Below are 17,213 nucleotides of genomic sequence, written 5' to 3'. Positions count from 1 at the left end.
CACACAACTCGTACGAGTGGACGGACGCACATGTGCCCGGTGCCACACCAGGTGGCACCGGGCACTGGGCCGAACAGGTGAGCGCAGGGGCGCCCGCCGGCAGGATGCGCCGCTAGGCGCGGCCCGCCGTCTTCTGGGTCTTGCGGGTGACCGAGTCGATCACCACGGTGGCGAGCAGCACCGCGCCCGTGATCATGTACTGGATCGGCGTGGCGATGCCCTCCAGGGCCAGACCGTACTGGATGGAGGTGATGACCATGACACCGAGCAGGGCGTTCCAGGTCCGGCCGCGGCCGCCGAAGAGGCTGGTGCCGCCGATCACGGCCGCCGCGATCACGTTCATCAGCAGGTCGCCGGCGCCGGCGCTCTGGTTGGCCGCCGCGATCTTGGAGGCCCAGAAGAGGCCGCCGACCGCCGCGAAGGTGCCCGCGATCGAGAAGACCGCGATCCGGACGCCGGTGACGTTGATGCCCGCGCGGCGGGAGGCCTCGACGCTGCCGCCGAGCGCGAAGACCTTGCGCCCGAAGGCGGTGCGGCGCAGCAGCAGGTCGGTCCCGACCAGCACGGCCAGGAAGAGCAGCAGCGCGAGCGGCAGGCCCTTGTACTGGTTGTAGACGGCCGCGGCCCCGAAGGCGACCACGGCGAGCAGGACGGAGCGCAGGACGATCTCGCCGACCGGCCGGGAGGGCACGCCGGCGGCGGTGCGGCGGCGGGCGTCCAGGAAGGAGGAGGTGAAGTAGACCGCGACCGCGACCAGCGCCAGCCCGTAGGCGGCGGCGACGTCGCCGAAGTAGTACGTGGTCAGCTTGCCGACCACGCCCTCGGAGTCCAGGTTGATCGTGCCGTTGCTGCCGAGGATCTGGAGCATGAACCCGGACCAGAACAGCAGGCCGGAGAGGGTGACGGCGAAAGCGGGGGCGCCTATCCGGGCGAAGAAGAAGCCGTGGATGGCCCCGATCACCGCGCCGCCCGCGATGGCGGCGGCCACGGCGAGCCACTCGTTGACCCCGTGGGTGACGGCCAGGACGGCGACGATCGCCCCGGAGACGCCGCTGACGGAGCCGACGGACAGGTCGATCTCGCCGAGCAGCAGCACGAAGATGATGCCGACGGCCATCATGCCGGTGGCGACCATCGTGACCGTGATGTTGCTGAGGTTCTCGGCCGACAGGAAGTTGGAGTTCAGGCCCTGGAAGATCGCGCAGATGACGATCAGACCGATGACGACCGGCAGGGAGCCGAGGTCGCCCGCGCGCATCTTCCGCTTGAACTCGCCGACGTAGCCGGCGAGGCCCTGCTCGCGGACCAGCAGCCGGGGGTCGACGGCGGGCACGGCGTCGGCCGGCACCTCGTCCGCGGCCGTCTTGGGGCCGGGTACCTCGGCCGGGGCGGCCTTCTTCTCGGTGTTCACGAGCGGGCCTCCCCCGTACGCGCCGCACGGCGGGTCACGGCGTTGTCCGTGGCGCCCGTGATGGCGGAGATGATCTCTTCCTGCGAGGTGTCGGCGACGCTGAAGACGCCGTTGTTGCGGCCGAGCCTCAGGACGGCGACCCGGTCGGCCACGGCCTTGACGTCGGCCATGTTGTGGCTGATGAGGATCACGGCGTGGCCGCGCTCGCGCAGCCGCTCGACGAGGTCGAGCACCTGTGCGGTCTGCTCGACGCCGAGGGCCGCGGTGGGCTCGTCGAGGATGACGAGCCGGGGGTCGCCGAGCATCGAGCGGGCGATGGCCACGGTCTGGCGCTGGCCGCCCGAGAGCGAGGCGATGGGGATCCGCACGCTGGGGATCCGGATGGACAGGGTGGTGAGCAGCTCGCGGGCGCGGCGCTCCATCTCCACCTCGTCGAGGATTCCGCGGCGGCTCAGTTCGCGGCCGAGGAAGAGGTTGCCGACGACGTCGATGTTGTCGCAGAGCGCGAGGTCCTGGTAGACCGTCGCGATCCCGAGGTTCTGGGCGTCGTGGGGCTTGTTGACCTGCACGGGGCGGCCCTCCCACTCGATGACTCCGTCATCGATGGGGTGCACTCCGGCGATCGTCTTGACGAGCGTGGACTTGCCGGCGCCGTTGTCGCCGACGAGGGCGACCACCTCTCCGGCGTGGATCTCGAGGTCTACGTCGGTGAGCGCCTGGACGGCACCGAACCGTTTCGAGACGCCTCGCAACGCCAGCACGGGCGCAGCGGACACATGAACCATCTCCTTCGCCGCCTGACCGGCGGGGATGTCGAACTCTGAGCGTCTGAAGCTTCTGGGCAGGGGTTCTGGCCAGGGAGTTCCGGCAGGAGTTCCGGGGCTGTGGAGTGAATGCGGTGGACTGAAACGTTTCTGCCCGGCGCCCCGCGGTGGCGGGGTGGGAGGGGCGGGGCGCCGGACAGAGTTCGGGGGCCTACTTGAGGCCGGCCGCGGCGCAGGCGGCGGCGTACTTCGCCGTGCAGATCTCGTCGACGGTGTAGACACCGTCCTTGACCACAGTGTCCTTGATGTTGGCCTTGGTCAGCGAGACCACCGGGACCAGCACCGAGGGGACGCCCTTGGTGGTCGGGCTGTCGACCGAGGACTTGGCGATCGCGTCGAGCTTCTGGCCCTTGGCGAGGGCGACGGCCATCTCGGCGGCGGCCGCGGCCTCGGGGGCGTACGGCTTGTAGACGCTCATGAACTGCTCGCCCGCGACGATGCGCTGGACACCGGCGAGTTCGGCGTCCTGGCCGGTGACGGGGGGCAGCGGGGTGACACCGGCGGCCTTGAGGGCGGTGATGATGCCGCCGGCCATGCCGTCGTTGGCGGAGTAGACGCCGACGATCTTGTCCTTGCCCAGGGCCGAGATCGCCGCCTCCATGTTGGCGTTGGCGTTCTCGGGCTTCCACTCCTTGGTGTCGTACTCCTTGCCGACGGTCACCTTGCCGTCGAGCTGGGAGTGCGCGCCCTTCTTGAAGAGTGCGGCGTTCGGGTCGGTGACCGAGCCGTTCATCATGACGACCTGGCCGGCCTTGGCCTTGTCGCCCAGGGCCTCCAGCAGGGCCTTGCCCTGGACCCGGCCGACCTCTTCGTTGTCGAAGGACGTGTAGGCGTCGATCGGGCCCTCGGCCAGGCGGTCGTAGGCGACGACCGGGATGCCGGCGTCCTTGGCCTTCTTGACCGAGCCGGCGATGGCCTTGGAGTCGACGGCGTCGATGATCAGGACGTCCACCTTGTTGGTGATCATCGTGTCGACCTGCGAGTTCTGCGTGGTCGCGTCCTGCTTGGCGTTGGCGTAGACGACCTGGCCCTTGCCGCCGGTGAGCTCCTTGACCTTCGCCTCGATGAGCGGCTGGTCGAACTTCTCGTAGCGCGCGGTCTGGTTCTCGGGCAGCAGCAGCCCCACCCGGATCTCGTCGCCCTTGGCGGCGGCCGACCCGGTCTCCGTCTTCTTCTCCCCCGCTTCCTTGGCGCTGCCACAGGCGGCGAGGGACACGGCCATCGCGCTGGCCGACAGGACTACGGCTACACGGCGGATACGCGTGTTCATGAGTTGAACCTCCCTGACGAGGCCGCGTCCTTGCGGCCGAGGTGTGACGTGAGTCAACTCGGCCGCAAGGTTGTCGTCAAGCAGTGAATACCTAACGAGATGACAACGGTGCCATTCGTTATCTACCTGAACTCAAGCCGTCCGCACCGAAGAGGTGGGAACCAGCCCGACAGATGCCGCCGAACCGCCCAGAACAGTCGAATCTCCCATCTCCGAAAGGACGAGCGCGAGCGCGCCCAGCACCTCCGCCCTGGCCCCCAGCGCCCCCGTCAGCACCGACAACTGCCGTGCCGCGCTGGGGATCGCGTACCGGGACACGGAGTCCCGTATGGGGGCCAGGACCAGTTCTCCGGCCTCGGCGAGGCTGCCGCCCAGCACCACCCGGCGCGGGTTGAGCAGATTGCAGAGGTTGGCGACACCGCTGCCGATGTGGCGGCCCACGTCCGCGATGACGCGGCGGCACCCCGGGTCGCCCTCGCGGCCCAGCTCCACCACCCGCTCCATCGTCAGATCGGGCCCGTGGCCCGGCTGGAGCAGCGGCAGGACGTACCGGGCGGCGGCGAAGGTCTCCAGGCAGCCGCGGTTGCCGCAGCGGCAGACCGGGCCCGACTCGTCGAGGGTGATGTGCCCTATCTCCCCCGCCGTGCCGCCGGGCCCGCGGTAGATCTGCCCGTTGATCACCAGGCCGGCGCCCACACCGCTGGCGACCTTGATGTACGCGAGGTCCTTGACCCCGCGGCCGCTCCCCCAGACCAGCTCCCCCAGCGCGCCCAGGTTCGCGTCGTTGTCGACGTACACGGGCACGCCCAGCCGGCGCGAGAGCTCCTCGCGGGGGTTGATCCCGGCCCAGCCCGGCAGGATCGCCGTGGAGCCGAGGGTGCCGGACTCCACGTCGATCGGGCCGGGCACGCCGAGGCCCACGCCGATGACCTTGTCCCGGCCCACGCCGGTGCTCTCGATCAGCCGCCCGACCAGCGCTTCCGCCCGGTCGAACCCGTCCGCCCAGGAGGCGTCCACGTCCAGCGGCTCGGCCTCCTCGGCCAGCACCTGGTGGGCCAGGTTGCCCACGGCCACCCGCAGGTGCTCGTGCCCGAAGTCGACGCCGATCACGATGCCCGCGTCACCGCTCAGCGAGACGCTGCGCGCGCGCCGGCCGCCCGCCGAGGTCGGCGTGACCTCCACGGTGCCGCCGTCCTTCAGCTCCCGCACGATGTTGGACACCGTGGCCGCCGACAGACCGGTGGTACGGGCGATCTCCGCCTGGGTCAGCGAACCGGCGAGCCGGACAGCCCGCACGACCCGTTCCAGATTGGCCCGGTGCAGGGACGACTGCGAACCCGGAGTCTCCACGACTCATCCACTCCTGCCCATAAGCGACGGCCGGGCCGTCGCCCCCCATGCCGGGACGCTGGTCGCAGGCGGACCTCACGACGCAGACCCCGGCGTCTCTCCAACTTGTGAACCCTAAGTCGAGCCTTTGCCCTTCCAGACGTCAAGAGGCTGACGGAGCCCGCAGGGACCCCAAAACGGTCACTTCCGACCATAAGGACGAGAGCGGCAGCCTGCGAGTCCGTGTTACGGTCGGCCAGGCGCCCCACTTCTGCGGCTTTCCGGCCGGAGGGCGCCCCGTACCGGCAGCACGACGCGAGGAGGTGTTCGGGATGAGTCCCGACCGAAGTCCCCTCCGCCGCGCCCTCGCCGGCTGACGCCTCACGGCGCCCTCCTTCCTGATCCCCGTTTCACCCCTTTTTCCTGTTTCCCCCTTTTTCCTTCCGCACGCCCTGCCGCGCCCGTACCCGGCCGCCCCAAGGGCTGCGGCACACCCATGCCCGTCGGCTCCGGTCCGGCCGCTCCGCGCTGCTGGCCCACCGACCCATGATCACTCTGCGTGACAGGTGGCTCCGTGCTGCCCGGACGCGCCAGAGGGAGGCAACCGACATGACCATGCTCACCCCCCGCACCCCCCGGACCCTCGCTCCGCCGGGCCGGGCCCGCCGCGAGCGCCGGGCCGCCGAACTGGCCGCCCGTACCCGCTCCGTCGGCGTACGGCTCGCCGGGGCCAGCGCCGCCCCGGCCGCCGCCGTGCTCCAGCAGGCCGACACCTCGCTGCTGGGCCTCACCCGGGCCGAGGCCGTCCGCAGGCACGAGCGGCACGGCGCCAACGTGATCGTGCAGGAGCGCACCCCGCACTGGTCCGTCCAGCTGGCCAAGGCCTACTGGAACCCCTTCATCCTCGTCCTGGTCTTCCTCGCCGGGATCATGTTCTGGCAGGACCCGGCCGACCCCGGGGTCGTCATCCTGTCCGTCATGGTCGCCGTCAGCGGGCTGCTGCGGTTCTGGCAGGAGTACCGCTCGGGCCGGGCCGCCGACGCCCTCAAGCAGCTGGTGACCACCACCTGCGCGGTGCAGCGCCGGGCCGGTACGGGCAGCGCGCCCACCACCGTCGAGCTCCCCATGGACAAGGTGGTCCCCGGCGACCTCGTCAAACTCGCCGCGGGCGACCTGGTCCCCGCCGACCTGCGGCTGCTCACCGCCAAGGACCTGATGGTGAGCCAGGCCGCGCTGTCCGGCGAGTCCCTTCCGGTGGCCAAGGCCGACACCCGGCCCGACGGCCGCGGACAGCTGGAGACCACCGACCCCGTCGAGGCCGACAACCTGTGCCTGACGGGCACCTCGGTGACCTCCGGCACCGCCACCGGCGTGGTCGTGGCCACCGGCTCCGACACCTACTTCGGCTCCATGGCCGGCTCGCTCGCCGGGGAGCGCCCGCAGACCAACTTCGACCAGGGCGTGCGCCGGGTCAGCTTCCTGCTGATCCGCTTCATGGCGGTCATGGTCCCCGTGGTCTTCGCGATCAACGGGCTGACCAAGGGCGACTGGGACGAGGCCTTCCTCTTCGCCGTCGCCGTCGCCGTGGGCCTGACCCCCGAGATGCTCCCCATGGTGGTCTCCGCCAACCTGGCCCGCGGAGCCGTGGCCATGGCCCGGCGCAAGGTGGTCGTCAAGCGGCTCAACGCGATCCAGAACCTCGGCGCGATGGACGTGCTGTGCACGGACAAGACCGGCACCCTCACCGAGGACCGGATCGTCCTGGACCGCTACCTCGACGTGCACGGCCGGGAGGACGCGGAGGTCCTGGAGTACGGGTACCTCAACGCGCACTTCCAGACGGGCCTGCGCAACCTCATGGACCAGGCGGTCGTCGACCGCGTCACCGAGGCCGAGGAGGTTGTCGTCGACGCACGGTTCACGATGGTCGACGAGATCCCCTTCGACTTCGCACGGCGCCGGATGTCCGTGGTCCTCGCCCGGGAGGGGCTGGCGGGCGCCGCGGGCCGCCCCGAGCACGTCCTCATCACCAAGGGCGCGGTCGAAGAGGTGCTCGACCTGTGCACCCACGTGGTCGAGGACGGCCGTACGGTCACCCTGACCGAGTCGGCCCGGATCCGGGCCGGCCTGACCGCCGTCGAGAACAACCGGCAGGGCCTGCGCGTCCTGGCCGTGGCCACCCGCACCGTGGCGGCCCCCCGCGACACCTACACCATCGCCGACGAGTACGGCCTGACCCTGGTCGGCTTCCTCGCCTTCCTCGACCCGCCGAAGGCCAGCGCGGCCGCCGCGCTGCGGGGCCTGGCGGACAAGGGGATCACCGTGAAGGTGGTCACCGGCGACAACGAGCTCGTCGCGGCACGGGTCTGCGCGGACGTCGGCCTGGACGTCGGCGAGGTGGTCACCGGCGCCGCGACCGACCTCCTCGACGAGCAGGAGCTCCGCGCACTGGCCGCCCGTACCACGGTGTTCGCCAAGGCCAACCCGGTGCAGAAGGCCCGGATCGTACGGGCCCTGCAGGCCGGCGGGCACACGGTCGGCTTCCTCGGCGACGGGATCAACGACGCCGCCGCGCTGCGCGACGCCGACGTCGGCATCTCCGTGGACACGGCGGTGGACATCGCCAAGGAGTCGGCGGACATCATCCTGCTGGAGAAGGACCTGACCGTCCTGGAGCAGGGCGTGCTCCAGGGCCGGACCACCTTCGGCAACACCGTCAAGTACATCAAGATGACGGCGTCCTCGAACTTCGGCAACGTCTTCTCGGTGCTGGTGGCCTCCGCCTTCATCCCCTTCCAGCCCATGCTCGCGATCATGCTGCTGGTGCAGAACCTGGTCTACGACATCGCCCAGCTGGCCACGCCGTGGGACCGGATGGACGAGGAGTACCTGCGCAGGCCGCGGAACTGGGACGCGAAGGGCATCGGCCGGTTCATGCTGACCGTCGGGCCCATCAGCTCGGTGTTCGACATCGCCATGTTCGTGGTCATGTGGAACGTGTTCGCGGCGAACACCGTGGACCAGCAGTCGCTGTTCCAGACCGGCTGGTTCGTCGAGGGGCTGCTGTCCCAGACCCTGGTCGTGCACATGATCCGCACCCGGAAGATCCCCTTCGTGCAGTCCCGCGCCTCCTGGCCGGTGATGGCCATGACGGTGCTCGCGGTGCTGACGGGGCTGTGGCTGCCGTTCTCCCCGCTGGCCCCGGCCCTCGGGTTCACGGCCCTGCCGCTGTCGTACTTCCCGTGGCTGGTCGCGGTGCTTCTGGCGTACTGCGCGCTCACCCAGTACGTGAAGACCCGCTACATCCGCCGCTTCGGCACCTGGCTCTGACCGGCCGACGGGAACGGGCGGTCCCCCGCACGAGGGGGGACCGCCCGCTGCCGTGTCCGGACCGCCCGCAGGCGGCCGGAGGCCTACTTCAGGGTGGCCGAGGTCAGGCCCGCCTGGATCTGGCGCTGGAAGGAGAGGTACACGACCAGCATGGGGATCATCGCGATGGTGACGCCCGCGAACAGCACGGGCAGGTCGGTCTCGTAGCCCATCTGGTACTGGAGCTGCACCAGCCCCTGGGTGAGCATGTAGCGCTCGGGGTCGCTGCTGCTCTGCGGCTGCATCAGCACGGCCGGGAGGATGTACTGGTTCCACTGGCCCAGGGTGTTGAATATCCCGACGCTGATCAGGCCGGGCTTGGCCATCGGCAGCATCACCTGGAAGAAGATCCGGGTGTGCGAGGCCCCGTCGATCACCGCCGCCTCGTGGACCGCCGTGGGCAGGGTGCGGAAGAACGAGTGCATGAAGAAGACGGTGAACGGCATCGAGTAGGCGACGTACACGAGGATCAGCCCGTGGTACGAGTTCAGCATGTCGAAGCGCTTGACCATGAAGAACAGCGGTACGAGCGCCAGGAACACCGGGAACATCGCCCCGCTGACGAAGAAGTAGTAGACGAACCGGTTCCCGCGGAAGGGGTAGCGGGCCAGCACGTACGCGGCCATCGAGCCGAAGAGCATGGTCAGCGGCACCGAGAAGGCCATCACGATGACGGTGTTGGCGAAGTAGTCGCCGACGCCCTTGTCCCAGGCCCGCCCGAAGGCGTCGAAGTTCCAGTTCGCCGGCCAGCTCAGGGCCGAGGTGCCGATCTGGGCGTCCGTCTTGAAGGAGCCGAGCGCGAGCCAGATCAGCGGCAGGACGATCAGTATCGCCCACAGGGCCAGGAAGCCGTGGGAGAAGACGTTGAGGACCGCGCCCTCGGAGCGGCGGGTCTCGCGCTCGCGCTCCCCGGTCCGCCCGGAGCCGCCCGTCCGCTCCGCGGCCGCCTCGCCCGGCGCCTTGATGACAGTGGACTCAGTGGTCATGACAGGTCTCCCGCCTCAGTACTCGATGTGGTCGCGGCGGGTGGCGCGCAGCGTGATGACGGACAGGATCATGGTGAGGACCAGCATGACCACGCCCATGGCGCAGGCGTAGCCGCTGTTGCCGAGGTAGAGGAAGTTGCGCATCAGCACCGTCGCCATGACCTCGCTGTGGTGGTCGGGGCCGCCGCCGAACTGCCCGGAGGTCATCGTGGAGACCAGGACGAACATGTCCATGGCCACGATGCCGAGGTAGACGGCCGAGGTCTGCACCGAGTCCCACAGCAGCGGGAGGGTGACCTTGAAGAAGGTCTGGCCGCGGCCCGCGCCGTCCAGCAGGGCCGCCTCGTAGATGTCCTTCGGCACCGACTGCATCGCCGCCGAGAAGAGGACCAGGTAGAAGCCCACCCCGTGCCAGACCACGACGAGCAGCAGGCACCAGAGCACGAAGTTCGGCTCGTTCAGCCATTCGATCGGGGCCTGCGGGTCGACCAGGCCGATCTTGATCAGCACCCCGTTGAGCAGGCCGCCCTCGTCGCTGCGGTACACGGCTCCGAAGAGCACCGCGAGGATGGTGAGGGAGAGGACCTGCGGGAAGAAGTAGACGATCTTGTAGAACGCCGATCCCCGCACGCCCTGCACCCCGCCGGCCCCGCTCTTGCCGCCCGCGTTCACCATGAAGGCGAAGAAGAGGGCGAGCAGGATGGTGATCACCGGGACGAACACCAGGAGCAGCAGGTTGTGCCAGATCGCGCCGAGGAAGACGTCGTCCTTCAGCAGCGCCTGGTAGTTCTCCAGGCCGACGAAGTCGAACGTCGGCGACTGGCCTGTCCAGTTGGTGAAGGAGTAGCCGAATGTCTGCACATACGGCCAGATGACGAATGTCAGGTACAGCGCGAGTGGTACGACGAGGAAGCCGGCGATGAAGCCGCCCCGTCCCCTGCTCTTGGCTACGTGGCTCATGGTGTCCGTCCCTGGTGTCCCGGGCTTGGCGGTGGCGCGGCCTGCAGCCGTCAGTCGCGGCGGTTGTTCTTGGCGTTCGGGTCCTTGGCGGCCTTGTCGACGGCCGCCTGGGCCCGCTTGATCCACTCCTTGGGCTGGATGCGCTTGGCCATCAGCTCGTTGGACGCGTTCTGGATGTCCAGGTCCATCTGGCTGTACCAGTCCGGGTAACGGTAGTTGAACGTGTTGTCCCCGGCCGCCTTCAACGCCTCGACCGCCGACTTCGTACCCGCTCGGAGCTGTACGTTCGGGTCCACGCCGTCCTTGACGATGGTCAGGGAGTTGGCCTGCTGGGCGAAGAGGGTGGACCACTCGCGCGAGAGCATGGAGCGGATGAACTCCAGACCGCCGGCCTTGTTCGCGGCCTTCTCCGGGACGATGAAGGGCTCGCCGGCCCCGGCCCGGATGGCCTCGAAGGGCAGCTTGCTGCCGGCCAGCACCGGCATGGGCAGGAAGCGCATGTCGAAGTCGGCCGGGGTCTGCTTCAGCTGCTCGTTCTCCAGCCAGGAGCCGCAGGTGATGAAGGCGGCCTTGTACTGGTTCCAGCGGGTCTGCGAGTCGGTGTGCGTCAGGCCGTTGGTGCCCGGCATGAGCAGGCCCTTCTCCACCACCTCGTACACGGCCTCGACGGCCTCCAGCGCCACCGGGTTGTCGGCGAAGGCGTTGGGCTCCAGGTGGTCGATCGCCTTCATGGAGTCCAGGCCGCCCTTCTTGGCGATCAGGTCCATGATGGCGACGTTGATGTAGTACGGGAACTTGCCCTGGTGGGCGAGGCCGCCGAGGCCGGCTGCCTTGGCCTTCGTACACACGTCCAGGAACTCGTCCCAGGTCTTCGGCGGGGTCCAGCCCTTCTCCTTGAAGAGCTTGCCGGAGTACCACAGGCCCCAGACGGTGTAGACGTAGTTCACCGAGACGAACTTGCCGCCCTGCATGCCCTGTTCCACGGTGCCGGGGATCAGCATGTCCCGGACCTTCTTGGTGGGGTCGTCCAGGGACGGGGCGTCGAGGACCGCCGTCAGGTCGGCGAGCTGGCCGCCCTTGAAGAGCACGTCGAGCTTGATCTGCTGGGCGCCGGAGTTGTCCACGACGTCCGGCGGGTTGCCTCCGTTGAAGCGGGGCTGGAGCTTGGCGGTGATCTCCTGGGTGCCCAGGTGCGAGGAGGTGGTGCCCCACTTCTTGTCGAAGGCGGCCTCCCAGGCCTTGGCGTAGTCGTCGCCGTACCCGCCCTTGAAGACGACCACGTCGAGCTTGCTGCCCTTCGCGACGCCGAAGGGGTTGTTCTTGTCGGTCTTGCCCGACGGTGCGGCCTTGGGCTTCTCCTCGCCGCCGCCGGAGGCGCACGCGGAGAGCAGGCCCATGGAGGGCACCGCGATCAGGCCGAGCGCCGCGGAGCGCTTGATGAGGTCGCGGCGGCCGACGCCGGCCGTACCGGCCGCGCCGGGTCCGGTCTGCTGCTCGCCGTGGGCGGAGGTGGATCCCATGCTCATGTCCTCGCCTTCGTCAGGGTTGTGAAGGAGGCCGGAAGTCACGGCAGTTGCCGTGTATGCGGACATCGCCGCAGGTGCCCCGCCGTCCCGCGGTCCGGGGCCGCTCGTACCGCGGTGGGCCGGACGGGCACAGGTATAGTCCACTTGCCTTCGGCTGAGCAAGATCGTGCACAAGGATGGGCACCGGCTTTTCCGAGTTGAGACCGTTCCGTCACACGGGAACCCTTCCCCGAAAAGCGGAAGGGCCGTACCCCCGTTACGGGGATACGGCCCTCTTTGTCCGGCTCGGCGCGCGCGGCGCCGGTGGCGTGCCTAGCCGCGGATCAGGTTGCGGAGCACGTACTGCATGATGCCGCCGTTGCGGTAGTAGTCCGCCTCACCGGGGGTGTCGATGCGGACGACCGCGTCGAACTCCACACCGGTGTCGGTGGTCACCTTGACGGTGCGCGGGGTGGTGCCCTCGTTGAGCTCCGCCACGCCGGTGAAGGAGAAGGTCTCCTCGCCGGTGAGGCCCAGGGAGGCCGCGGAGGCGCCCTCGGGGAACTGCAGGGGCAGGACGCCCATGCCGATCAGGTTCGAGCGGTGGATGCGCTCGTAGGACTCGGCGATGACGGCCTTGACGCCCAGGAGCGCGGTGCCCTTGGCCGCCCAGTCGCGGGAGGAGCCGGAGCCGTACTCCTTGCCCGCCAGGATGACCAGCGGGATGCCGGCGGCCTGGTAGTTCTGCGAGGCGTCGTAGATGAAGGAGACCGGGGCGCCCTCGACGGTGAAGTCGCGGGTGAAGCCGCCCTCGGTGCCCGGCGCGATCTGGTTGCGGAGGCGAATGTTCGCGAAGGTTCCGCGGATCATGACCTCGTGGTTGCCGCGGCGGGAGCCGTAGGAGTTGAAGTCGCGGCGCTCGACGCCGTGCTCCGTGAGGTACTTGCCGGCCGGGGTGTCGGCCTTGATCGCACCGGCCGGGGAGATGTGGTCGGTGGTGACCGAGTCGCCCAGCTTCGCCAGCACGCGGGCGCCGGCGATGTCGGAGACCGGGGTGGTCTCCATGGTCATGCCCTCGAAGTACGGGGGCTTGCGCACGTAGGTGGACTGCGGGTCCCACTCGAACGTGTTGCCGGTCGGGATCGACAGGGCCTGCCACTGGGCGTCGCCCGCGAAGACGTCCTGGTAGGACTTGCTGAACATGTCCTCGCCGATGGCGTTGGCGACGACGTCGTTCACCTCGGCCTCGGAGGGCCAGATGTCCTTGAGGAAGACCGGGTTGCCCTCGGTGTCGGTGCCGATGGCGTCCTTGGTGATGTCCACCTTCATGGAGCCCGCGATGGCGTAGGCGACGACCAGCGGCGGGGAGGCCAGGTAGTTCATCTTGACGTCGGGGTTGATCCGGCCCTCGAAGTTGCGGTTGCCGGAGAGCACCGAGGTGACCGCGAGGTCGTGCTCGTTGATCGCCTTCGAGATCTCCTCGTCCAGCGGACCGGAGTTGCCGATGCAGGTGGTGCAGCCGTACCCGACGAGGTTGAAGCCCATCTTGTCGAGGTACGGGGTCAGGCCGGCCTTGTCGAAGTAGTCGGTGACGACCTTCGAGCCCGGGGCCAGGGTGGTCTTGACCCACGGCTTGCGGGCCAGGCCCTTCTCGACCGCCTTCTTGGCCACGAGCGCCGCGGCGACCATGACGTAGGGGTTCGAGGTGTTGGTGCAGGAGGTGATCGCGGCGACGGTGACGGCGCCGTGGTCGATCTCGAAGGAGGTGCCGTCGGCCAGGGTGACCTGCGTCGGGCGGGTCGGGACCCCGTTGGTGGCGGCGGGGGCGTCGGAGGCCGGGAAGGACTCCTTGCCCGCCTCGTCCGCGTCGTCCACGTAGTTGCGGACGTCGAGGGCGAACTGCTCGGCGGCGTTCGCGAGGACGATGCGGTCCTGCGGGCGCTTCGGGCCGGCGATGGAGGGGACGACCGTGGAGAGGTCGAGCTCCAGCTTCTCGGAGAAGTCCGGCTCGGCGGCCGGGTCCAGCCACAGGCCCTGCTCCTTGGCGTACGCCTCGACGAGCGCGACCTGCTGCTCGGAGCGGCCGGTGAGCTTGAGGTACTTCAGGGTCTCGCCGTCGATCGGGAACATGGCGGCGGTCGAGCCGAACTCCGGCGACATGTTGCCGATGGTGGCGCGGTTCGCGAGGGAGGTGGCGGCCACGCCCTCGCCGTAGAACTCGACGAACTTGCCGACGACGCCGTGCTTGCGCAGCATCTCGGTGATGGTCAGCACCAGGTCGGTGGCGGTGGTGCCGGTGGGCAGCTCGCCGGTCAGCTTGAAGCCGACGACCCGCGGGATCAGCATGGAGACCGGCTGGCCCAGCATCGCGGCCTCGGCCTCGATGCCGCCGACGCCCCAGCCCAGCACGCCGAGGCCGTTGACCATGGTGGTGTGCGAGTCGGTGCCGACGAGGGTGTCGGGGTAGGCCTGGCCGTTCCGGACCATGACCGTGCGGGCCAGGTGCTCGATGTTGACCTGGTGGACGATGCCGGTGCCCGGGGGGACGACCTTGAAGTCGTCGAAGGCGGTCTGGCCCCAGCGCAGGAACTGGTAGCGCTCCTTGTTGCGGCCGTACTCCAGCTCGACGTTCTGCGCGAAGGCGTCCTTCGTGCCGAACTTGTCCGCGATGACGGAGTGGTCGATGACCATCTCGGCGGGCGAGAGCGGGTTGATCTTCGCCGGGTCGCCGCCGAGGGCCTTCACGGCCTCACGCATGGTGGCGAGGTCCACGACACAGGGGACGCCGGTGAAGTCCTGCATGATCACGCGGGCCGGCGTGAACTGGATCTCCTGGCTGGGCTGGGCCTGGGAGTCCCAGCTGCCCAGCGCACGGATGTGGTCGGCGGTGATGTTCGCGCCGTCCTCGGTGCGGAGCAGGTTCTCCAGCAGGACCTTCAGGCTGTAGGGCAGACGGGCCGAGCCCTCCACCTTGTCCAGCCGGAAGATCTCGTACGACTCGTCGCCCACCTGCAGCGTGCTGCGGGCGTCGAAGCTGTTCGCCGACACGACAGTCTCCTTCATGCATGAATTCGCGCGTTCTACCGCATCCTGCCGCCACGCTCCCCGGCCAATCCGTTAAGGTAAGGCTAAGTTAGGTAACCCTTACCTCGGGGGCGGCTGCGGTACGCCTCGGGCAGATATCTCGATGTCGAGATAACTCTAGTACATGACCGGCCGCACGACGATGCGCGCACGCGTGTGACCGCGCTCATCCCGCCGGAACGGCCCTGCCGCATCCCGCCCGGCGCCCCTGACGCCCCCTCATACCCGTTCGGACCACCCGGGTGCGGCCTCATCTCATATCTGAGATACGGTGCAGCCATGGCAGACGACTACCTCGTACGCATCGGCAAGCTCATCCGTGACGCCCGGCAGCACCGCGGCTGGACGCAGAGTCAGCTCGCCGACGCACTGGGCACCAGCCAGAGCGCCGTGAACCGCATCGAGCGCGGCAACCAGAACATCAGCCTTGAGATGATCGCCCGCATCGGTGAAGCACTCGACAGCGAGATCGTCTCCCTGGGCTACGCCGGACCCATGCACCTGCGCGTGGTCGGCGGCCGCCGCCTCTCCGGCTCCATCGACGTGAAGACCAGCAAGAACGCCTGCGTCGCGCTGCTGTGCGCCTCCCTGCTCAACAAGGGCCGCACGGTCCTGCGCCGGGTGGCCCGCATCGAGGAGGTCTACCGGCTCCTGGAGGTGCTCGGCTCCATCGGCGTGCGCACCCGTTGGATCAACGGCGGAGTCGACCTCGAACTCGTCCCGCCCGCGCAGCTGGACATGGACGCCATCGACGAGGAGGCGGCCCGCCGGACCCGGAGCATCATCATGTTCCTCGGCCCGCTGCTGCACCGGATGGACCGCTTCAAGCTGCCCTACGCCGGCGGCTGCGACCTCGGCACCCGCACCATCGAGCCGCACATGATCGCCCTGCGCCGGTTCGGCCTGGACATCACGGCCACCGAGGGGCTGTACCACGCGGAGGTCGAGGCCGGGGTCTCCCCCGGGCGCCCGATCGTGCTGACCGAGCGCGGGGACACCGTCACCGAGAACGCCCTGCTCGCCGCCGCCCGCCACGACGGCGTGAGCGTCATCCGCAACGCCTCCTCCAACTACATGGTCCAGGACCTCTGCTTCTTCCTGGAGGCCCTGGGCGTCCGGGTGGAGGGCATCGGCACCACCACCCTCACCGTGCACGGCGTGCCCCACATCGACGTGGACGTGGACTACTCCCCCTCCGAGGACCCGGTCGAGGCGATGAGCCTGCTGGCCGCCGCCGTGGTCACGGAGTCCGAGCTGACCATCCGCCGGGTGCCGATCGAGTTCATGGAGATCGAGCTCGCGGTCCTGGAGGAGATGGGCCTCGACCACGACCGCACCGCGGAGTACCCCGCCGACAACGGCCGCACCCGCCTCGTGGACCTCACGGTCCGGCCCTCCAAGCTGGAGGCGCCGATCGACAAGATCCACCCCATGCCCTTCCCGGGCCTGAACATCGACAACGTCCCCTTCTTCGCGGCCATCGCGGCGGCGGCCCAGGGCCAGACCCTGATCCACGACTGGGTCTACGACAACCGCGCCATCTACCTCACCGACCTCAACCGCCTCGGCGGCCGCCTCCAGCTCCTGGACCCCCACCGCGTCCTGGTCGAGGGCCCCACCCGCTGGCGCGCGGCCGAGATGATGTGCCCGCCGGCCCTGCGCCCGGCCGTGGTCGTCCTCCTCGCGATGATGGCCGCCGAGGGCACCTCGGTGCTGCGCAACGTCTACGTCATCAACCGCGGCTACGAGGAGCTCGCCGAGCGCCTCAACTCGGTCGGCGCCCAGATCGAGACCTTCCGGGACATCTAGGACACGACACGACCGCTGCACCGAAGCCCCGTACCGGATGTCCCGGTACGGGGCTTCTGCCGTACCCGGGCCGAGACGTGATCCGCGTATTCCGGATTTTGGGGCGTCCATCACATCAGCACCTTGTATATCTATAGCTCCGCCGCCTCCGCGGCGGAGTTCCAGGGAGGGGACCCCTTTCAGATGAAGAAGACCGCCACGTTCATCGCCGCTGCCGCACTGACCGCCGGAGCCGCGCTCGCGGCCCCGTCGGCGAGCGCGGCCGCGCACCAGGGCGGGCTGCACTTCGGTGCGCTGCAGTTCGACGGCCCGGGCGCCGACCTGCCGCGTACGAATGCCAAGCTCAACGCCGAGTACGTCGACCTGCACAACAACTCGCGCTCGGCGGTGAAGCTCACCAACTACACGGTGAAGACCGCGTCCGGGTACCTGTACAAGTTCGGCACCTTCACCCTCGGCGCCGGCAAGACGGTCCGGCTGCACAACGGGCAGGGCGGCAACACCGCCAAGCACGTGTACCGGAAGAAGGACAACTTCTGGTTCAACAACAACAAGGGCTCCGTGACCCTGATCGCCCCCAACGGGACGAAGAAGGACTCCTGTTCCTGGAAGGCCAACGGCCGCGGGTACACCACCTGCCACTGATCCCCTTCAGAAATCACCGCG

At 69.1% G+C, this 17,213-nt stretch carries 11 protein-coding genes; 3 read left to right on the top strand and 8 right to left on the bottom strand.

Annotated features, from left to right (window positions below; all coding sequences use genetic code 11):
* Window positions 1-112 precede the first annotated feature (112 nt).
* From ACZ7JZ_RS28235 to ACZ7JZ_RS28220, 4 genes are all read right to left on the bottom strand, one after another.
* On the bottom strand, window positions 113-1,411 hold the full coding sequence (locus tag ACZ7JZ_RS28235; protein ID WP_470944000.1) for a sugar ABC transporter permease: 1,299 nt from the start codon (window positions 1,409-1,411) through the stop codon (window positions 113-115).
* A complete protein-coding gene (locus ACZ7JZ_RS28230; protein WP_470943998.1) occupies window positions 1,408-2,196 on the bottom strand; it encodes an ATP-binding cassette domain-containing protein in 789 nt (262 codons plus the stop codon). Before ACZ7JZ_RS28230 ends, ACZ7JZ_RS28235 begins: the two co-directional genes overlap by 4 nt.
* Before the next feature lie 190 nt (window positions 2,197-2,386).
* Window positions 2,387-3,505 (bottom strand): substrate-binding domain-containing protein, encoded by a 1,119-nt coding sequence (locus ACZ7JZ_RS28225; RefSeq protein WP_470943995.1) that lies wholly within the window; start codon window positions 3,503-3,505, stop codon window positions 2,387-2,389.
* 132 nt (window positions 3,506-3,637) lie between these two features.
* On the bottom strand, window positions 3,638-4,855 hold the full coding sequence (locus ACZ7JZ_RS28220; RefSeq protein WP_470943992.1) for an ROK family transcriptional regulator: 1,218 nt from the start codon (window positions 4,853-4,855) through the stop codon (window positions 3,638-3,640).
* A 588-nt stretch (window positions 4,856-5,443) separates the two neighbouring features.
* Here ACZ7JZ_RS28220 and mgtA point away from each other — a divergent pair.
* Window positions 5,444-8,164, top strand: a complete 2,721-nt coding sequence (gene mgtA, locus ACZ7JZ_RS28215) for a magnesium-translocating P-type ATPase (RefSeq protein WP_470943990.1) — start codon at window positions 5,444-5,446, stop codon at window positions 8,162-8,164.
* Between the two features lie 83 nt (window positions 8,165-8,247).
* Here mgtA and ACZ7JZ_RS28210 read toward each other — a convergent pair whose 3' ends face one another.
* From ACZ7JZ_RS28210 to acnA, 4 genes are all read right to left on the bottom strand, one after another.
* Window positions 8,248-9,189 (bottom strand): carbohydrate ABC transporter permease, encoded by a 942-nt coding sequence (locus tag ACZ7JZ_RS28210; protein ID WP_470943988.1) that lies wholly within the window; start codon window positions 9,187-9,189, stop codon window positions 8,248-8,250.
* 15 nt (window positions 9,190-9,204) lie between these two features.
* Complete coding sequence (locus ACZ7JZ_RS28205) at window positions 9,205-10,149, bottom strand: carbohydrate ABC transporter permease (RefSeq protein ID WP_470943986.1); 945 nt, start codon at window positions 10,147-10,149, stop codon at window positions 9,205-9,207.
* A gap of 50 nt (window positions 10,150-10,199) precedes the next feature.
* Window positions 10,200-11,669 (bottom strand): N-acetylglucosamine/diacetylchitobiose ABC transporter substrate-binding protein, encoded by a 1,470-nt coding sequence (gene ngcE / locus ACZ7JZ_RS28200; protein ID WP_470944067.1) that lies wholly within the window; start codon window positions 11,667-11,669, stop codon window positions 10,200-10,202.
* Window positions 11,670-11,987: 318 nt separating this feature from the next.
* Window positions 11,988-14,702 (bottom strand): aconitate hydratase AcnA, encoded by a 2,715-nt coding sequence (acnA, locus tag ACZ7JZ_RS28195; protein WP_470943984.1) that lies wholly within the window; start codon window positions 14,700-14,702, stop codon window positions 11,988-11,990.
* Between the two features lie 315 nt (window positions 14,703-15,017).
* Between acnA and ACZ7JZ_RS28190 the strand changes: the two genes are divergently transcribed.
* Window positions 15,018-16,547 (top strand): helix-turn-helix domain-containing protein, encoded by a 1,530-nt coding sequence (locus ACZ7JZ_RS28190; RefSeq protein WP_470943981.1) that lies wholly within the window; start codon window positions 15,018-15,020, stop codon window positions 16,545-16,547.
* A 183-nt stretch (window positions 16,548-16,730) separates the two neighbouring features.
* Window positions 16,731-17,192, top strand: coding sequence for a lamin tail domain-containing protein (locus tag ACZ7JZ_RS28185; protein WP_470943979.1), 462 nt, complete (start codon window positions 16,731-16,733; stop codon window positions 17,190-17,192).
* Window positions 17,193-17,213: the final 21 nt, after the last annotated feature.

This window comes from Streptomyces sp. NPDC038213, from assembly GCF_055600495.1.
Note: the sequence above shows the minus strand (reverse complement) of the source record. Positions and strands in the feature narration are given on the sequence as shown.